At 75.1% G+C, this 16,314-nt stretch carries 15 protein-coding genes; 2 read left to right on the forward strand and 13 right to left on the reverse strand.

The window, feature by feature from the left end; genetic code table 11:
- Nucleotides 1–34: 34 nt before the first annotated feature.
- From ABZ815_RS10245 to ABZ815_RS10300, 12 genes are all read right to left on the reverse strand, one after another.
- Nucleotides 35–1,312, reverse strand: coding sequence for an FAD-dependent oxidoreductase (locus ABZ815_RS10245; RefSeq protein ID WP_357696123.1), 1,278 nt, complete (start codon nt 1,310–1,312; stop codon nt 35–37).
- Nucleotides 1,309–2,235, reverse strand: coding sequence for a UbiA family prenyltransferase (locus ABZ815_RS10250; protein ID WP_357696125.1), 927 nt, complete (start codon nt 2,233–2,235; stop codon nt 1,309–1,311). Before ABZ815_RS10250 ends, ABZ815_RS10245 begins: the two co-directional genes overlap by 4 nt.
- Nucleotides 2,232–3,371 carry a DegT/DnrJ/EryC1/StrS family aminotransferase gene (locus tag ABZ815_RS10255; RefSeq protein ID WP_357696126.1) on the reverse strand — a complete coding sequence of 380 codons (1,140 nt, stop codon included), beginning with the start codon at nt 3,369–3,371 and terminating at the stop codon, nt 2,232–2,234. Before ABZ815_RS10255 ends, ABZ815_RS10250 begins: the two co-directional genes overlap by 4 nt.
- Nucleotides 3,368–4,570, reverse strand: a complete 1,203-nt coding sequence (locus ABZ815_RS10260) for a DegT/DnrJ/EryC1/StrS family aminotransferase (RefSeq protein WP_357696128.1) — start codon at nt 4,568–4,570, stop codon at nt 3,368–3,370. Before ABZ815_RS10260 ends, ABZ815_RS10255 begins: the two co-directional genes overlap by 4 nt.
- A gap of 167 nt (nt 4,571–4,737) precedes the next feature.
- The gene (locus ABZ815_RS10265; protein ID WP_357696130.1) at nt 4,738–5,265 is read right to left on the reverse strand and encodes an EF-hand domain-containing protein; all 528 of its coding nucleotides are present in this window, start codon (nt 5,263–5,265) and stop codon (nt 4,738–4,740) included.
- Nucleotides 5,266–5,437: 172 nt separating this feature from the next.
- Nucleotides 5,438–5,896: a hypothetical protein gene (locus tag ABZ815_RS10270; protein ID WP_357696132.1), complete on the reverse strand. Its 459-nt coding sequence runs from the start codon at nt 5,894–5,896 to the stop codon at nt 5,438–5,440.
- Entirely contained in the window at nt 5,893–6,813 is a 921-nt protein-coding gene (locus ABZ815_RS10275) for a Gfo/Idh/MocA family oxidoreductase (RefSeq protein WP_357696134.1), read from the reverse strand. The genes ABZ815_RS10270 and ABZ815_RS10275 overlap by 4 nt, the downstream gene beginning before the upstream one ends.
- Entirely contained in the window at nt 6,810–7,988 is a 1,179-nt protein-coding gene (locus ABZ815_RS10280; RefSeq protein ID WP_357696135.1) for an Ldh family oxidoreductase, read from the reverse strand. The genes ABZ815_RS10275 and ABZ815_RS10280 overlap by 4 nt, the downstream gene beginning before the upstream one ends.
- A complete protein-coding gene (locus ABZ815_RS10285; protein WP_357696137.1) occupies nt 7,985–9,271 on the reverse strand; it encodes a M20/M25/M40 family metallo-hydrolase in 1,287 nt (428 codons plus the stop codon). The genes ABZ815_RS10280 and ABZ815_RS10285 overlap by 4 nt, the downstream gene beginning before the upstream one ends.
- Nucleotides 9,261–10,106 carry a sugar phosphate isomerase/epimerase family protein gene (locus tag ABZ815_RS10290; protein WP_357696139.1) on the reverse strand — a complete coding sequence of 282 codons (846 nt, stop codon included), beginning with the start codon at nt 10,104–10,106 and terminating at the stop codon, nt 9,261–9,263. The genes ABZ815_RS10285 and ABZ815_RS10290 overlap by 11 nt, the downstream gene beginning before the upstream one ends.
- Complete coding sequence (locus ABZ815_RS10295; RefSeq protein ID WP_357696141.1) at nt 10,090–11,109, reverse strand: oxidoreductase; 1,020 nt, start codon at nt 11,107–11,109, stop codon at nt 10,090–10,092. Before ABZ815_RS10295 ends, ABZ815_RS10290 begins: the two co-directional genes overlap by 17 nt.
- Nucleotides 11,110–11,267: 158 nt before the next feature.
- On the reverse strand, nt 11,268–12,140 hold the full coding sequence (locus ABZ815_RS10300) for an alpha/beta hydrolase (RefSeq protein ID WP_357696143.1): 873 nt from the start codon (nt 12,138–12,140) through the stop codon (nt 11,268–11,270).
- Nucleotides 12,141–12,218: 78 nt separating this feature from the next.
- On the opposite strand from ABZ815_RS10300, the gene ABZ815_RS10305 reads away from it, so the two are divergent.
- Nucleotides 12,219–14,153 carry a BTAD domain-containing putative transcriptional regulator gene (locus ABZ815_RS10305; protein WP_357696145.1) on the forward strand — a complete coding sequence of 645 codons (1,935 nt, stop codon included), beginning with the start codon at nt 12,219–12,221 and terminating at the stop codon, nt 14,151–14,153.
- A 61-nt stretch (nt 14,154–14,214) separates the two neighbouring features.
- On the forward strand, nt 14,215–14,652 hold the full coding sequence (locus tag ABZ815_RS10310; RefSeq protein ID WP_357696147.1) for a PaaI family thioesterase: 438 nt from the start codon (nt 14,215–14,217) through the stop codon (nt 14,650–14,652).
- Nucleotides 14,653–14,979: 327 nt separating this feature from the next.
- Here ABZ815_RS10310 and ABZ815_RS10315 read toward each other — a convergent pair whose 3' ends face one another.
- The gene (locus ABZ815_RS10315) at nt 14,980–16,284 is read right to left on the reverse strand and encodes an SMI1/KNR4 family protein (RefSeq protein WP_357696149.1); all 1,305 of its coding nucleotides are present in this window, start codon (nt 16,282–16,284) and stop codon (nt 14,980–14,982) included.
- Nucleotides 16,285–16,314 lie beyond the last annotated feature (30 nt).

Genomic DNA, 16,314 nt, shown 5'->3' on the forward strand with positions numbered 1-16,314 from the left:
GTCCGTGACCAGCGGTGTCTGTGGCGGGCGATGTCTATGACAGGCGGGCGAGCACCCGAGCGGCGGCCCGTTCCGCCGCGGCGACCGCGCCCTCGCTGCACGGCCGCAAGGCGACCCAGTCGCCCGCGTAGTCGACCGCCGATCCCGGACGCCCCTCGAACGCCGCCCGCAACGCCAGCGCGCGCGGCGTCGCCTCCGGCAGCCCGTACGGGAACCGGTGCACGTGGAAGCGGGCCACCCGGCAGGCCAGGCCGGGGACGAACCGTTCGGCGCGCCCGACGAGCTGGTCGGCGATCTTCTCGTCGCTCTCGCCCATCAGCGCGGCGGTGCCCCGCGGCGAGGTGATGAGCGAGATCAACCCGGTGCCGGCGGGAGCGCGGCCGGGGTGCTTGTGATGGTCCACGGTGATCACGTTGAGCACGGGGTCCTCGACCGCGGGCACCAGCGTGGCGAACCCGCGCCAGCCCGGCGCCGCCGGCCGGGAGAGCACGAGACTGAGCCGGAGCATGGGCGCGTACGTGCACGCCTCCAGGTACGCGCGCTCCTCCGGCGGGGCGCCGGGGTGCAGGCGGGCCGCCACCGGCGCGGGAACGGCCAGGACCGCCGCCCGCGCGGTCACGCTCCCCCGCGGCGAGTCCAGCCGCACCCCACCCGGGCACGTGACCACGCCCGTCACCTCGTGCCCGGTGACCACGTCGAGCCCGGCGGCGAGGACCCGGGCCAGGGTGTCCATGCCGTCGCGGTAGGTGTGCCAGGTGTTCGTGCTCCCGGCGGTCGTCAGGTGCTCGGCGAACACGGCGGCGGACGAGCGCCCTGCGTCCCAGCCGAAGAACCCGGCGACCAGCGGCTCGATGAGGAATCCGCGCAGGTCGGGATGGTATTTCCGGATCAGGTCGGCGACGGTGGCGGCGGGGTCGGGGCGGTGGCGGGCCAGGCGGAGCAGGAGGCGCGCCAGGTCGAGCCGGGCGCGCGGCGGCAGGCCCGCGCCGGTGAGCAGCCCGAGCGGGCGGCCCACGTGCGGGTGGACCCGCCCGTCCCGCCACACGCCGACGGCGTCGCGCACCCTCGGCACGGCCGCCGCGTCGAGGCCGACCGCCTTGATCAGCCGCCAGGTGGCCGGATAGCCGTCGGCCGACGGCAACATCTCGGCGCCGGTGTCGATCAGGCAGCCGCGCGCCCGCAGGGTGCGCATCCGCCCGCCCACCTCCTCGGCCGCCTCCAGGACGCGGACCGCGAACCCGGCCCGGTCCAGCGCGTACGCGGTCGCGAGGCCCGCCGGCCCGGCCCCCACCACCGCGACGTCCACGTTCATGCCAGGACCAGGTTGGCCAGGATCAGCACGCCGACGGTGACCCGGTGGGTGCGGATCGCCACGCGCCGGGCCCGCAGGACGTCCCCGCGGACGAACCCGATCACGAGCTGCGCCACGCGAAGGGAGACCAGCGGCACGAGCACGCCCAGGAACCACCCGGGCGCGACCCCGGCGGCCACCGCCCATCCGACCACCAGGCTCTCGGCCGCGGTCACCGCGGTGACGAAGGCCGCGTTGACCCGCGGGGACGTCCGGGCCGCGACGGTGAACCGCCCGGCCTCCCGGTCCCCCCGGGCGTCGTTGGTGTTGGAGTACAGACCGAAGATCATCGGCCCGAGGCCGAACAGCACCGCCTGCACCGCCACGAACCCGCCGGCCTGCCCCGTCAGCAGCCCGTACGGCACCAGCACCCACCCCACGCCGAGCCCGACGAGGAACAGCTCCTGGAACCCCCGGTAGCTGAGCTTGAGCCCCCACGAGTACTGCACGGCCGCGACCACGCACGCCGCCGCCGTCACGACCACCCACGCGGGCCGGTACGGGGCGGCGGCCACCACCGCGGCCCAGAGCACGACGCTGATCGCGGTGGCCATCCAGGCGAACCGCAGCGCCTGCGGCTCGGTGAGCGTGCCGGCGACCAGCGGTTTGCGGGCCAGCCTGCGCCGGGCCGCGTCGGAGGAGTAGTTGGCCGCGTCGCTGCCGTCGCGGTGGCCGGTGATGTCGTCGAACCCGACCATCGCGGCCACCACGACCGCCTCGGCGATGAGCACGGCCAGCAGCAGGCCGACCGCGTACGGCTGCCACCGCCCGGCCGCCGGCAGCAGCGACCACACCAGCGGCAGGCCCAGGTAGTAGTCGTAGATGTCGAGCTTGGCCAGCCGCGCGTAGGGCCCGAGGCCGCGGGTGACCACCTGGTCGGTCATGGGTTCTCCTGCGGGGAGCCGTGGGCGAAGGCGCAGACCGCGTCGGCGATCCGTTCGACCTCGGCGTCGGCGAGCCGCGGGTGCAGCGGCAGCGACAGGTTGCGCCGGGCGGCCGACTCGGCCACCGGCCAGGACGCGCCGGGCGGCGCGAACCGGGCGAAGGCCGGCTGGGCGGGCAGCGGGCGCGGGTAGTAGACGTGGGTCGCGATGTCGCGGGCGGCCAGGTGGGCCGCCAGCGCGTCCCGGCGCTCGGTGAGCACGGTGTAGACGTAGTGGAACCGCCCGTCCCCTCCGACGGGCGGTGCCACGATCCCGCGTTCCACCAGGGGCGCGAAACGGCGGGAGTAATAGGAGGCGATCTCGGCCCGGCGCGACAGGCGGTCGTCCAGGCCGGTGAGCCGGTGGAGCTGGAAGGCCGCCATCACCTCGTCGAAGCGGCTGTTGTAGCCGACGCGGTGGTGGTGGAAGCGCCGCGCGGCGTCCTGCCCGTGGTTGCGCAGCACCCGTACGTGCGCCGCCAGCGCCGGGTCGTCGGTGATCACCACGCCGCCCTCCCCCGGCATGCCGAACGTCTTGACCTGCACGAACGAGTAGACGCCCGCGTCCCCCCATCGCCCGGCCGGCCGCCCGCCCAGCGTGCCGCCCTGGGCCAGCGCGGAGTCCTCGACCAGCCGCAGGCCGTGCCGGTCGGCCAGGTCGCGCAAGCGCGGCATGTCGGCCATCACGGAGAACATGTGGGCGGGCATCACCGCCTTGGTGCGCACGGTGACCAGCGACTCGGCCGCGGCGGGGTCGGCGGTCAGCGTCACGGGGTCGATGTCGGCGAAGACCGGCCGCGCTCCGGCGCCGACGACGGTGGCGGCCAGCGGCGCGCAGCCGAAGGCGGGCACCACGACCTCGTCGCCGGGGCCCACGTCCATGGCGGCGAGCAGCAGGGTGAGCGCGGAGGTGCCGCTGGAGCAGGCCACGACGTCGGCCGCGCCGAGCCGGCCGCGCAGCTCGCGTTCCAGGCGGGCGGTGTGCTCGCCCAGGATGAACTTCTGGGCGTCGCCGGTGCCGACGGCGTAGACCGTCCTGAGCAGGGTCGCGCGGTCGTCCTCGAACAGGTCGTCGGCGAAGAAGGGCACCCGGCTCATGCGCGCCGTCCTCGGTAGAAGCCCACGATCTCGTCGCACACCCGGTCGGCCTCGGCGTCGGACAGATCGGGGTAGAGCGGCAGGGCGAGCGCGCGCTCGCAGGCCGCCTCCGCCCTCGGGAAGTCGCCCCGGACGTGGCCGAGGTGGGAGAAGCAGGGCTGCAGGTGCAGTGGGAGAGGGTAGTAGATCTCGGTGCCGATGCCCGCGGCGGCCAGGTGCGCCGCCAGGGCGTCGCGGGACTCGACCTCGACGAGGTAGACGTAGCAGACCCGGTTGCCGCCCGGGTGCGGCGGCACCGCGCCCGGCACGGCCAGCACGCCGGGCAGGTCGCGCAGCCGGACGTCGTAGCGGGTGGCCAGCTCGGACCTGCGGGCGATGTCGGCGTCGAGCCTGGCGAGCTTGGCCAGCAGGACGGCGGCCTGGAGGTCGTCCATCTTGCTGTTGCAGCCGGGCAGGACGGTGGGGTTGGCGATGCCCGGGAAGTGGTCGAGGGTGCGGCCGCCGCGGCCGTGGTGGCGCAGCGCCCGCGCGGTGTCGGCGATGTCGTCGTCGTCGGTGAGCAGCGCTCCGGCGTCGCCGATCGCCCCGAGGGTCTTGGAGGGGAAGAACGACAGGACGCCGCCCGCTCCGACAAGCCCGGCGTGCGTGCCGTCGAGGCGCATGCCGATGGCCTCGGCGCTGTCCTCCAGCACGGTCAGGCCGCGCCGCCGGGCCACCTCGCACACGCCCCGCAGGTCGGCCAGGCGGTCGAACAGATGCGCCGGCATGACCATGCGGGTGCGCGGCCCGGCCACGGCGTCGACGGAGGCCGGGTCGACGCCGTGGCCGCGCTCCTCGATGTCGGCGAAGACCGGCACGCCGCCGGCCAGCACGACGGAACTGGCGGTGGCGATGAAGCTGTAGGCGGGCACCACGACCTCGTCACCGGGACGCAAACCGGCCGCGCGCAGCAGCAGCACCAGCGCGTCGGTGCCGGAGTTGACGCCGACGACGTGCGTGGCGCCGGTCCACAGGGCGAGCCGGCGTTCGAGCTCGGCGACCTTCGCGCCGTGGGAGAACTTGCCGCGGTCCAGCACGTCGACGCAGCCGGTGCGGATCTCCTTCCACAGCCGGTCGAACGTCGCCGCCTGGGAGAAGAAGGGGATGGGAGCGGCGGCGCGGGGCGGCGATCCCCCGGGCGGAGAGAGTGTTGTCTCCAAGGTTCCCGTCCTGGTGCGGTGGTGGGCGGGGCCGCCCGGGGATGCGGCCCCGGACGGCCCCTTTCGGGCGGAGCCGCCCGGGGACACACGGCCCCGGACGGCCCTCTCGGCAGAGCCGCCCCGGAGACAGCGGCTCTGGGCGACCCTTCGGCCTGCTCAGGCCTGGGTCACCTGCCGAGCAGAGGGATGTCGTTCTTGCCGAGGTGGTAGTCGCGGACGGCGTCGACCAGCTCGGAGACGGACAGTCTGCCGGTGCCGTCGGTGTCCATCTGCCGGAACGCCTCGTCGGCGACGTGGCCGTCGAGGCCGATGGCCGAGAACCACTTGGCCATCTCGGAGGAGTCGACCTCCCCGTCGTCGTCGCGGTCGAGGACGTTGACGATCGCCTGGATGGTCGGGCGCACGACCTGGGCGAAGCCCGCGTCGCCGCGGCTGATGATCTCCTGTTCGGCAGCCCGGACGAACTGCTCCTGGTTGAGCCTGGACGCGCCCACCGCCCCGGCGAGGTGGTCGAACATGGCCAGGTACGCCTGCTTCAGCTGCTGCGCCTGTGGCGTCCCCTGCACGCCCAGGCCCTCGATGATGCCGTCGGCCTCGTTCTCGAAGTCGGAGCGCTCGATCGCGCCGGAGCCGTCGTTGTCCCAGAGGCGGAAGCGCTCTTCCAGCCGGCTGGTCGTCTTGGTGCCCGCAGCCATTGTCTGTCCTTTCGTGACACGCGCCCGCCCGCCGTCGTGGGGATCATCGGGGGGAGGGACGCGACCTCTAGCGGGAGTCCGAAACGAGCGATTCCCACTACTGTGCGCAATCAACAGATTACCCTGTGTGACTATTGGTAAACCAGAGGTCACGGAAAGTAATCGAAACTCTCTAGAGCAGCGGCCAGCGGAACACGCGGGCCCCACCCTCCTCAGGGTCACCGGGCAGGGGCTGGCTGAACACCAGCGGCTCGCCCGGCATGAGGCCCAGCTCGCGGCCGGTGGCCGCGGGGTCGGCATGGATCAGCACGTTGTAGTGGTTGGGCAGGTGGCAGCCGTCGAAGCCGAGCAGCACCCCGACCCGGCGTCCGCCGATCCACACCTCGTCGCCGCGGTCCAGCACGCCGGCCGCGACGATCTCGGCGAAACCCAGGAAGGCGACCCGGTCGATCCTGGCCCCCGCGTCGGTCTCGGTGTGGTCGGTGGCCACCAGCTCGTGCACCTCGCCGGCGCGCACGCACCGGCTGGCGTGCGGTTCGAGCAGCATGCCGCGGTCCTGCCTGCGGTGCACCAGCACCTTCAGCAGCGTCCCGGTGACCGCGGTCTTGGGGCCGTCCTCGTCGGGGTTCACGCGGCCCCCCGTCCGGCGCCGGCCTTCTCCAGGCGGTAGACGTCCTCGACGAAGCGCAGGGCGGGCAGGCCGCCCTCGCCGTCGGGGGTGCCGTAGCGCACGCAGCGTTCGAACGCGGCCAGCACGCCCTCGTACTCGTGCCACAGGGAGTTCTTGAAGCCCGCGTGGCCGGCCAGCATGTCGGCGTACAGGGCGCGGCCGTCGGCCAGGCGCAGCTCCAGGTCCTTGCGCTCGCCCGGGTAGGACCAGTCGAGCAGGATCCGGGCGCGGGCCGCGCCCGCGCGCAGCTCGACGTCCGCCTGCCGGTCGACCCCCGCGGCGTCCCGGTCGACGTGCGCGGAGACGACGTGCGCCGGGCCGAGCAGCAGGTCGACCAGGTCGAACGCGTTGGGCCCGTTGTCGGCGACGCAGCCGCCGCCGCAGCGCCGTGCGTCCAGGTACCAGGAGTCGCCGCCCGCGTGGTCCTCGATGCGTTCCAGGTAGCGCACGGTCAGCTCCTCGACGCGGGCGCCCGCGCACGCGGCGCGCAGCCGTCCGACGGCGCAGTTGTAGCGGCGGTGGAAGGCGGTGAACAGCGGCACGTCCGAGCCGGCGGCCAGGTCCGTGAGCCGCCTGCCCTGCGCGGCGTCGAGGGCGAGCGGCTTCTCCACGCAGACCGGGATCCGCCGCGCCAGCGCGTCGGCGCAGACCCGGGCGTGCAGGTCGTTGGGGACGGTGACCACGACGGCGTCGGGCCGTTCCTCGTCGAGCAGCCGCAGATGGTCGCGGTAGGCGGGGACGCGGTGACCCTCCAGGGCGCGCGGGTCGGTGTCGCAGACCGCGACCAGCCGCAGGCCGGGCGAGGCGTGCAGGGCCGCCAGGTAGAACCGCGAGATCACGCCGAGCCCGATGACGGCGACCCGCAGCCGGGCGCTCACCGCTCCACCACCAGGGCGGGGGCGTCGAGTCCGGTGGCGGCGGCGAGGGCGGCCAGCTCGTCGTACAGGTCGGCGCCGAGCGGGACGCCCGAGCGCCGGTGCTCCTCGGCCCGGCGATGCTCGTGCCAGCCGGGATAGCTCACCGGCAGGCCGGAGCCGGCGGGCGGGCAGCCGAGCAACGCGCCGAACAGCGTGGCCGCGTCGCCCTCCAGGCCCTCGCGCAGCACCCCCGGCGCGATCGCCAGGGCGAGGAAGCCGATGTCGTCGTCGCGCCCGCTCGGGCCGCCGTCGCCGTCGTACGCGTCGGGGTGGGCGCCGAGGCCCGCGCCCGGCACCAGCGCGGCCAGCACCTCGACCGCCACCCCCAGCCCGAAGCCCTTGTACTGCCCCGCCTCGCCGCCGAGCCAGAGCAGGTGAGCCCGTCCCTCGTCGAAGGCGGCGGCGTCGGTCACGGGAGCGCCGTCCTCGTCGGCCAGCACCCCTTCGGGCAGTTCGTCGCCGTGCCGCGCGGCCTGCCTGACCCGTCCGGTGGGCATGGCGGTGGTGCTCATGTCCAGCACGAACGGCGGATGCCCGCCGGCGGGGGCGGCGACGCTGATCGGGTTGGTGCCCAGCATCGCCACCGCGCCCCCCGGCGGTCTGGCGATGCGCTGGCGGCCGCAGTTGCTGGCGATGACGCCGACCATGCCGTACTCGACCGCGCGCAGCGCGTGGTGGCCGGCGCAGCCCAGGTGGGTGCCCCCGCGTACGGAGACCAGGCCGACGCCGTACGTCGAGGCCCGCCCGGCGGCGATCTCCATGGCCAGGCCGGCGGCCCACAGGCCCAGCGCGCGACCGGCGTCGAGGAGCACGGCCGCGCCCCGGTCGGCCAGCACGGACGGCTCGGCCAGCGGGTCGACCCGCCCCTCGTCGAGCAGCGGCAGGTAGAGCCGGGTCAGGTTGGCCAGCCCGTGGGAGGTCATGCCGACGAGGTCGCCGTAACACAGTGCGGCGGCGGCCTCGCGGGCGCGTTCGGGGGCCAGGCCGCGGGTGGTGAACACGGCGGCGACGAAGTCCAGCAGGTCGTCGTGGCGCACCCGTACGGCCGCCCGCTCCTGTCGCGGTGCGGCCCTCGGGACCGGCGGGTACGGATGCGCGGGCGGTGCGTCCGTCGCGGGTGAGGCAGTGGGGTTCATGCTCCTCGTCCAATCCTGTCGTCGGTGAAGGCGATCATCAGGCGGGCCACGGCGGCGGCGAACCCGGCGAGTTCGTCGGCCCGCGCGAACTCCCCTTCGGCATGGGCGTTGTTGCCGGCCAGGTCGCCCGGCCCCAGGACGACCGTGCAGGCGTCCTCGACGCCCGCCATCCAGATGGCGTCGCAGGTGAACGCCGGCTCGCCGGCGGGCCAGGGCGGGATCCCGGCCCGGTCGCGCAGGAGCGCGTGCCCCCAGGCGTCGCGGTCGTCGAGCACGGGCAGCCCGCGCTTGCGCCACTCCAGCCGGGTGACGGCCCTGGCATCGCGGGCGGTCCTGGCGAACAGGGCGGTGCCGCCGAAGGCCGCCGTGAAGGCCGCGAGGCCGTCGTCCAGGGCCCGGGTGAGGTCCTGTTCCAGGCGCCGTCCGGTGGCGGGGGTGGCGTAGGGCAGGTTGAGCAGGAGGGAGCCGCAGCCGTACACCTGGTTGTGGCGGGTGCCGGTGTGCAGGCCCGCCACGCACACGGTGTCCGGGTCGAGCGCTCTGGCCAGGTGCTGGGCCAGGAAGCCGAGCAGGACCGTGGCGTTGTGCCCGGCGGCCGGCCGGTCGTCCACGGCGTGCTCGCCGTCCACCACGATCCGGGCGGTGGCGGCGGCCGTGCTGCGCGGCAGGAACCGTACGCCGGTGGGCTCGCAGAAGACGTTGAGCCGCCCGACGTAGCCGCGTTCGACGAGCGGGCGGGTGCCGAGCACGCCCATGGCCCCGCCCTCCTCGCCCGCCACGGCCTGGATCAGCACGCCGACCTCGCGCCCGATGGCCGGCCGGCGGGCGCGCGCCGCCCGCAGCCCGGCCAGCAGCGCGACGGCCGGGCCCTTGGCGTCGATCGCGCCGCGGCCGTGGAACCGCTCGCCGTCGAACCCGGCCGCCTGAAGGCCGGCGACCGTGTCGAGATGCACGTTGAACATCACCGTGCGGGACGCCGGCAGGCCGGGGCCCAGCCGGAGCACCAGGCTGGGCTGGGCGTCCAGGAAGCCGGGCAGGTCCAGGGCCTCGCGCACGGGCGCGGGGACGTCGGCGCGGTGCAGCTCGGCCGGGCGCACGCAGGTGTGCCGTACAGTGCGGAAACCGAGCGGCGCGGCGGCCCGCGCGTACTCGTCCTGGGCCTGGCGCAGCCGCGGGCGCGGACCGGCCGGCCCGGTCTCCAGCGGGCCCGCCGTGGGCAGCCGCAGCAGCCTCAGCAGCAGGTCGCGCTCCGCCGCGTCGAGGGGCACGGCGTCAACGTCCATCGACCTGCCCCACCAGCCGTTCCAGCGCCCGCCCGTACCGGACGAACGCGGCCTGGTCGCCGCGGCCCGGGTCGTCGAGGTGGGGGCGCAGCCGCAGATGCGGCTCGATGGACAGGGCGCCGGTGTAGCCGTGGGCGGACAGCAGGCGCAGGCACTCGGCGACGCCCGCCCGTCCCTCGCCGGGCAGCACGTAGACGACCTCGCCGCCGGGGCCGGTGACGGCGTCCTTGACGTGGACGTGCGCGACGTACGGGACGACCTCCCGCAACATCGGGGCCGCCGGGTAGCCGTGGGCGACGCCGTTGCCGATGTCGAACAGCAGCCGCAGCGCCGGGCTGCCGATCCCGGTCACCAGGTCCAGCATGCGGTCGGCGCGGTCGCCCGCCCAGCCGGCGCAGTTCTCGTGGACCAGCAGCAGGCCGGCGTCCTCGGCCCGGCGGGCCAGCTCGCGCAGCCGGTCGCGGACCCGCCGCCCCCACTCGGGCTCGGCCAGCCCGCCCGAGGGGAAGGACATGATCCGCACCAGCCGCGTCCCCAGCGCCGGGCAGCGGCGTGCCAGCACGTCGAGCTCGGCGAGGTCGAGCGCGAAGTCGCCGGTCACGGGCCGCGACCAGTCGCCGATCTTCGAGGCGACCGCGACGACCTCGGCCCGCGCATCGCGCAGCCGCCGCGCCGCGCGCAGGAACGCCGCCTCGCCGAGCCCGGCCACCGGCACGCCGTCGATCGTGCGCAGCTCCAGCCGGTTCCAGCCCAGCTCCCCCACGGCGGCTAGCTGGCCGTCGAGGTCGGGGGCGGCCTCGTCGCCTATGCCGGCCAGCTCAGGTGGTGCCTGCACGCGGCGCCTCCTCAGGCCCGGGCTCGTGCGCCGCGCACAGGTGCTTGGCCTCGGTGAGCAGCCGCACGGCGTCGACCTGGACGGGCAGCGCGCCGGGCGAGCAGCGGGCGCGGGCGTAGCGCCGGTAGGCGGCCAGCAGGAAGGCGGGCAGGGCGTCGTCGGCGAACACCGAACGGCGCTCGCCCTCGGCCGTGGCCACCCTGAGCTGGGCGGTGTGGTCGGCGTCGCTGCACGGGTAGTGGCCGGTGAGCGTGCCCCGCTCGAAGTGCAGGGTGATGCGCCGCTCCCGTACGGGTGAGGTCAGGTCGGAGTCGATCTCCGTGCGCACGCCGGAGTAGTGGTCGAGCCGCAGCCTGGCCCGTCCGAGCCGGGGGAGGCGGTGGCGTTCGGTGACCATGTCCTCCCAGGACGCCTCGGAGATCCGGGCGCCGCCGGCCAGGCTGAGCACCACGGCGAGCGCGTGCGGCACCTCGATGTCGAAGGCCGTGGTGGCGTCGGGACGCGCGGCGCTCCGGGTGAACCTGGGCTTGTTCTGCACGACCCGGATCTGCCTCAGCGGGCCGAACTCCTCGGCGTGCATCGCCGCCCGGAGCCGGCCGGTGAGCGTGCTGTCGAGCCAGTGGGTGGCGACCGTGAGGTCGAGGTTCCAGCGCCGGCGCACCCGGGCCACGGCCGCCAGCCCGACCAGGTCGAGGGCGAGCGGCTTCTCCACGATGAACTTGCGGTAGCCGAGCGGCGCCAGCCGGGCCAGCATCCCGGCTCTGACGTGCGGCGGGGTGCACAGGTGCACGACGGTCCGGTCGGGGGGCGCGAGCGCGGCGGCCTCCTCGGGCGACCCGGCCGGCACGGCTCCCCGTACGCCGCCGGGCGGCAGGAGGGGGTCGAGGACGACGACCGGGCCGGGCGCCAGCAGCCCGGGGGCCGCCTCGCGCACCTTGGCCAGGGAGGGCAGATGCAGCCCTGCGCCGGATCTGCCCATCCCGACGATGAATGCGTGCAACATGCTGGAGAGCGCCTCTACTCCGTCGCGTGCTCGGCTTTCCGGCCCGTACTTTTCTCACCGGAAGGACGACCTCATTTGGCGCTGTCATTGTCGAATAACTTACCGTGACATGTCAATTACTTTAAGTTACGACTATCGGCTCTGACCAGCACGACCGGCTACCGGGACACGAGGTCGCGCAGCGCCCGCGCGATCTCGGCGGGAGACTCCTCGGCCATGAAATGTCCGCAGGTGACCGTGTCGTGCCGCAGGTCGGGCGCCCAGGCCCGCCACAGCGCCGCGGCGTCGTAGCCCAGGGCGGCGCCCCAGTCCTGCTGGAGCACGGTCACCGGCATGCGCAGCCGGTTGCCCGCCGCCAGGTCGGCGCGGTCGTGCTCGACGTCGATCCCGGCCGAGGCCCGGCAGTCGGCCACGATCGACGGGACGGCGGCCCGGCAGGCGTCCAGGTACGCGGCCCGCACCTCGGCCGGGATGGCCGCCGGGTCGTTGGTCCACAGGTCGAGGAAGTGGCCGAAGAAGGCGTCCGGGCTCGCGCCGATGAGCTGTTCGGGCAGGCCGGGCGGCTGGGCCATGAGGTAGAGGTGGAAGGCGACGGCGGCGGTGGCGCCGCGCATGACGTCCCACATGTCGAGGGTCGGCAGCACGTCCAGGCAGGCGAGGTGGGTGATCGCGGCCGGGTGGTCGAGGCTGGCGCGGAAGGCGACCAGGGCGCCGCGGTCGTGCCCGGCCAGGGCGAAGCGCTCGTGACCGAGCGCCCCGGCCAGGGCCACGACGTCGGCGGCCATGGTCCGCTTGGAGTAGACGGACGGGCCGGTCTCGGCCGGTTTGTCGCTGGCGCCGTAACCGCGCAGGTCGGGGCAGATGACGGTATGGTCGGCGGCGAGGTCGGCGGCGACGTGCCGCCACATCAGGTGGGTCTGCGGGAAGCCGTGCAGCAGGACGATCGGGCTGCCCGAGCCGCCGACGGCCGCGTGGATCGTGACGCCGTCGGCGACGGCGACACGGCGGTGGTCGAATCCGGGGATGGTCATGATGGTGCCCTCCTTCGTGGGTGACCGGGTCGGTTCCCAGCGTGCCGGGGGCGGATGAGCATCCGGTGAGCAGAAAGGATGGGGGGCGTGTTCGGGGTGCTGGGGCCCGTGGTGGCCTGGGACGACGAGGGCGAGCCGATCCCGCTGAAGGGGCCGCGGCATCGCGCCGTGCTGGCCCGCCTGATCGTCGCCCGGCGCCGCGTCGTCCCGGTGACGCGGCTGGTCGAGGACCTGTGGGACGATCCGCCGCCGGACGCGGTGGGCGCGGTGCGCACGTTCGTGGCCGCCCTGCGCCGGGCGCTCGAACCCGGACGCCCGCCGCGCGCCCCCGCCCGGCTGCTGGTCACCGAGGGCCCCGGGTACGCCCTGCGCGCCGCCCCCGACGCCGTGGACGCCTGGCGCTTCGAGCAGGCCGTGACCGGCGGCCCGCCGGAACCGGCCCGGCTGGAGGAGGCGCTCGGCTGGTGGCGCGGCCCCGCCTACGCCGAGTTCGCCGACGAGGACTGGGCGCGCGCCGAACGTGCCCGCCTGACCGAGCTGCGGCTGCACGCCGTCGAACGCCGGGCCGAGGCGCAACTGGCGCTGGGCCGGGCCGCGGAGGCCGTCCCCGACCTGGACTCGCACGTCGCCGAGCACCCCTGGCGCGAGGATGCCTGGCGGCTGCTCGCCCTCGCCCTCTACCGCACCGGGCGTCAGGGGGACGCGCTGGCCGTGCTGCGCCGGGCGCGGACGCTCCTCGTCGAGCAGCTCGGCGTGGACCCCGGCCCCCGGCTGCGCCGCCTGGAGTCGGACATCCTGCACCAGGACCGCGGGCTCGCGGCCCCCGCCGACGCCACGGCCCGGGTGTGGGCGCAGGCGGCCGAAGCGTACGACCGCACGGTGGGGGCCGGGGCCCGGGCGCGGCTGGAGTCGACGGTCGGCCTGCTGCGCAACCTCGCGGTGACCGGGGGCGGCGGCCTGGAGGCGGCGCGCGGGCATCGTACGGCGGCCATCGAGGCGGCCGAGGAGCTGGGCGATCCGGAGCTGACGGCCCGGGTGATCGGCGCCTACGACGTGCCGGCAGTCTGGACCCGGTCGGACGACCCCGAGCAGGCGTCCCAGGTCGTCGCCGCGGCCGAACGCGCTCTGGACGCCCTGCCGCCCGGCGCCTCCGAGGCGGCCCGGGCGCGGCTGCTGGCCACGATCGCCGTCGAGTCGCGCGGCACCCGTTCGGCCCGGGGACGGCGGGCCGCCGCCGAGGCCGAGCGGATCGCCCGCCGCCTGGACGACCCGGCGCTGCTGGCGTTCGCGCTCAACGGGGTGTTCATGCAGGCGTTCGAGCGGGCGGGGCTGGCCCCCTACCGGGACGGGATCGGGGCCGAGCTGGTCGCCTTGTCGTCGCGGCACGGGCTGGTCACGTTCGAGGTGCTGGGGCATCTCGTCCGCGTCCAGGCGCGCGGGGCGCTCGGCGACTTCGCGACCGCCGACCGGCACGCGGACGCCGCCGACCGGCTGGCGGAACGGAACGAGCTGCCGCTGGTCAGCGTGTTCACCGAGTGGTACCGGGTGTTGCGGGGGGCGGCCTCCGGGCGGGTTCCCGCGGCCGAGGAGGAGGCGGCCTACCGGGTGGCCGCCGCGCGGCTGGACGACGTCGGGATGCCGGGATTGCGGCAGGGGCTGCTGCCGCTGGCGCTGCTGTCCGTACGGGTGCGGCACGGCCTGCCCGTCCTCGGCGGGGAACCCGTGGAGTGGGGGCCGTACGAGCCGTGGGTGCGGCCGCTCGTCCTGCTGGACGAGGGGCGGGGCGCCCAGGCTGCCGAGGCGGTCGGCCTGGTCCCGGAGCCGCCCCGGGACCTGCTGTTCGAGGCCATGTGGTGCCTGGTCGCGCGGGCCGCGGTCGCGGTCGGCGACCGGCGGACGGCGGCCCGCGCCCGCGAGGCCCTCACCCCCGCCGCGGCGGAGCTGGCCGGAGCAGGCAGCGGCCTGATCACGCTGGGCCCGGTCGCCGACTTCCTCACCGCCCTCGGCATCTGATTTCCTGCCTCATCACTCCATGGCCGCCGGTCTGTCGGTGGCGGGCTGTTCAATGGAAGGCATGACGACGGACGCGGGCAGGCGTGGGATGTTCTGGGACATGCTGGCGGGCAAGGTTCCGCCGCCGCCCGCGGCGGCGCTGCTCGGCTGGGAGCTCGTCGAGGTCGATCCGGAGGCGGGCACGATCGAGGTGGCGTTCCAGGCGGGCGAGCGGTTCGCCAACCCGGTCGGCGTGGTGCAGGGCGGCTTCCTGGCCGCGATGCTCGACGACACGATGGGGCCCGCGCTGGTGGCGACGCTGCCGGAGGATCAGTTCGCGCTGACCCTCGACCTGCAGGTGCAGTTCCTGCGTCCCGCACGGCCCGGGCGGCTCGTCGGGCGGGGGCGCGTGGTCAGGCGCGGCAAGGACGTGTGCTTCCTCGCCGGCGAGCTCCTCGCCCCCGACGGCAGGACCGTCGCCACGGCGACCGCGACGGCCATGGTGCGGACGACGGGCTGACGGGGCCTTCGTGTCCGGCGTACGCGGAGCAGGTGGAGCAGCGGCCAGGCGGCGACCAGCGCGACCCACCGGCCGTACTCCCAGGTCAGGAAGAGGTAGCCGATGCAGCCGGTGTACTCGCCGCAGTAGCGCGCCTCCACCGAGGGGATGAGGTTCGGCATCAGGATGGCCCACGCGACGAGGGCGACGGTGAGGACGATCCCCGCCGCGCCGGCCAGGACCAGCCTTCTGGCCACGCTCTGCGCGGAGGGTGCGACGGCCTGGGGGGCGATCATCCTCGCATCCTGACACCCGGGCACGGCGCTGTCGACGGGTGCGGCGGGCGGGTCAGGGGACGTCCCACTCCAGTTGGCCGGCGACCGCCTTCGGCTTCGTGTAGCCGATCGTTCCGCCGGTCTCCAGGGCGTCGGCGGTCGCCTTCAGCAGGGCGTGGTACGAGCGGATGCGGATGCCACCGGGGGTGAAGCTCATGCTGCCCTCCTGGTCGGTCTCGCCGACGTCACGGCGTACGGAGTCGATCACGAGGCTGTCGCCCGAGCCGTCGGAGGCGATGGGGATCATGCGTCCGTCCCACCATTCGTCGCGGGGGTCGTCCGCGTCGTCGGTGGCGTCGATCCCGCACAGGACGCGCCAGTGGTCGCGGATCTCCCGGATGCTCTCGTTCCGGTTGCCCAGGAAGCCGAAGGGCCAGGTGCCCTCGGTGATGGCGGAACCGTTGTGGCGCAGCAGCGAGGCCCGCAGGTCGTCAGGGAACGACAGGCCCGTCTGCGCCTCGGCGACCGCGATGGTCGTGGCCTTTCCCGGGGCGCCGAGCGTGCGGTAGCTCTTGGGGGCGTTGACCTTGAGCCACTTCTCGATCCGCCGCCACTGCCGGTCGACCGCGCGGGTCACCTTGGGGTCGATCTCGCGTACGTGTGGCTCGGCCGGCCGTGGACGGCAGTCGGCGTCGAACTCCTGGACGGAAGGCGGTTCCTGGGGTTCGGCGGGCTGCTGGTCGGCGGGCGCCGGCTCGGCGGCCTGGTCCCACCAGGTGTCCGGCTCCGAACCGCTTTCCACCGCCAGGTCGAGGTCCGTCACGCAGCGGACGCCGGCGTTCGCGTAGGCCGGGGCGCAGGGCACATTCTCGACCTCGGTCGCGGGGTCTCCTCCCTTGGAGAACACCGCCGACTCCAGGGCCTGCGCGGCCCCGGCCAGCACGGCGATCGCCAGGCCCACCATGGCCCACCGGTTCAGGCGTCGCCGGGTGGCGCCGTCGAGGGGCGTCCTGTCGGCGAAGAAGGCGGCGAGGGCGGGGTTGTCGAAGAAGGTGGCCGATCTGGTGGCGTAGCGCTCGACGTCCGCCTTCGTCGGCGTCCCGAGGATGGGGGCGGGCGGCCACGGCGACGGCGCGCTCCCGGCGCCCGTCTCAGAGCCAGGCCGCGACGAACCCGGCCGCTCAGTGCCCGGCCCCTCAGAGCCCGGCTGCCCAGAGCCCGGCTGTTCGGGGACCGGCCGGGCGGAGTCCGGCCGGTTCGCCGGCGGCGGCGGTTCCGGTGTTCGGGAGCGGCGGACGAGCACGATCGCCGCCACCGCCGCGGTCACCGCCACGGCCGCCGCCGAAAGCGCCCACCATAAACCCCGAGATGTGATCATCCGCCGCACGTGCGGCACAGTATCGGAAGG

The sequence above is a fragment of the Nonomuraea sp. NPDC047529 genome, from assembly GCF_040642995.1.
Taxonomy (GTDB): Bacteria; Actinomycetota; Actinomycetes; order Streptosporangiales; family Streptosporangiaceae; genus Nonomuraea.

What these genes read in the sequence shown, in the direction of transcription:
- ABZ815_RS10305 (WP_357696145.1), top strand. Translation starts at nt 12,219, where the DNA reads ATGGGGGGCGTGTTCGGGGTGCTGGGGCCCGTGGTGGCCTGGGACGAC.
- ABZ815_RS10255 (WP_357696126.1), bottom strand. Translation starts at nt 3,371, where the DNA reads ATGAGCCGGGTGCCCTTCTTCGCCGACGACCTGTTCGAGGACGACCGC.
- ABZ815_RS10245 (WP_357696123.1), bottom strand. Translation starts at nt 1,312, where the DNA reads ATGAACGTGGACGTCGCGGTGGTGGGGGCCGGGCCGGCGGGCCTCGCG.
- ABZ815_RS10310 (WP_357696147.1), top strand. Translation starts at nt 14,215, where the DNA reads ATGACGACGGACGCGGGCAGGCGTGGGATGTTCTGGGACATGCTGGCG.
- ABZ815_RS10315 (WP_357696149.1), bottom strand. Translation starts at nt 16,284, where the DNA reads ATGATCACATCTCGGGGTTTATGGTGGGCGCTTTCGGCGGCGGCCGTG.
- ABZ815_RS10295 (WP_357696141.1), bottom strand. Translation starts at nt 11,109, where the DNA reads ATGTTGCACGCATTCATCGTCGGGATGGGCAGATCCGGCGCAGGGCTG.
- ABZ815_RS10280 (WP_357696135.1), bottom strand. Translation starts at nt 7,988, where the DNA reads ATGAACCCCACTGCCTCACCCGCGACGGACGCACCGCCCGCGCATCCG.
- ABZ815_RS10265 (WP_357696130.1), bottom strand. Translation starts at nt 5,265, where the DNA reads ATGGCTGCGGGCACCAAGACGACCAGCCGGCTGGAAGAGCGCTTCCGC.
- ABZ815_RS10250 (WP_357696125.1), bottom strand. Translation starts at nt 2,235, where the DNA reads ATGACCGACCAGGTGGTCACCCGCGGCCTCGGGCCCTACGCGCGGCTG.
- ABZ815_RS10300 (WP_357696143.1), bottom strand. Translation starts at nt 12,140, where the DNA reads ATGACCATCCCCGGATTCGACCACCGCCGTGTCGCCGTCGCCGACGGC.
- ABZ815_RS10285 (WP_357696137.1), bottom strand. Translation starts at nt 9,271, where the DNA reads ATGGACGTTGACGCCGTGCCCCTCGACGCGGCGGAGCGCGACCTGCTG.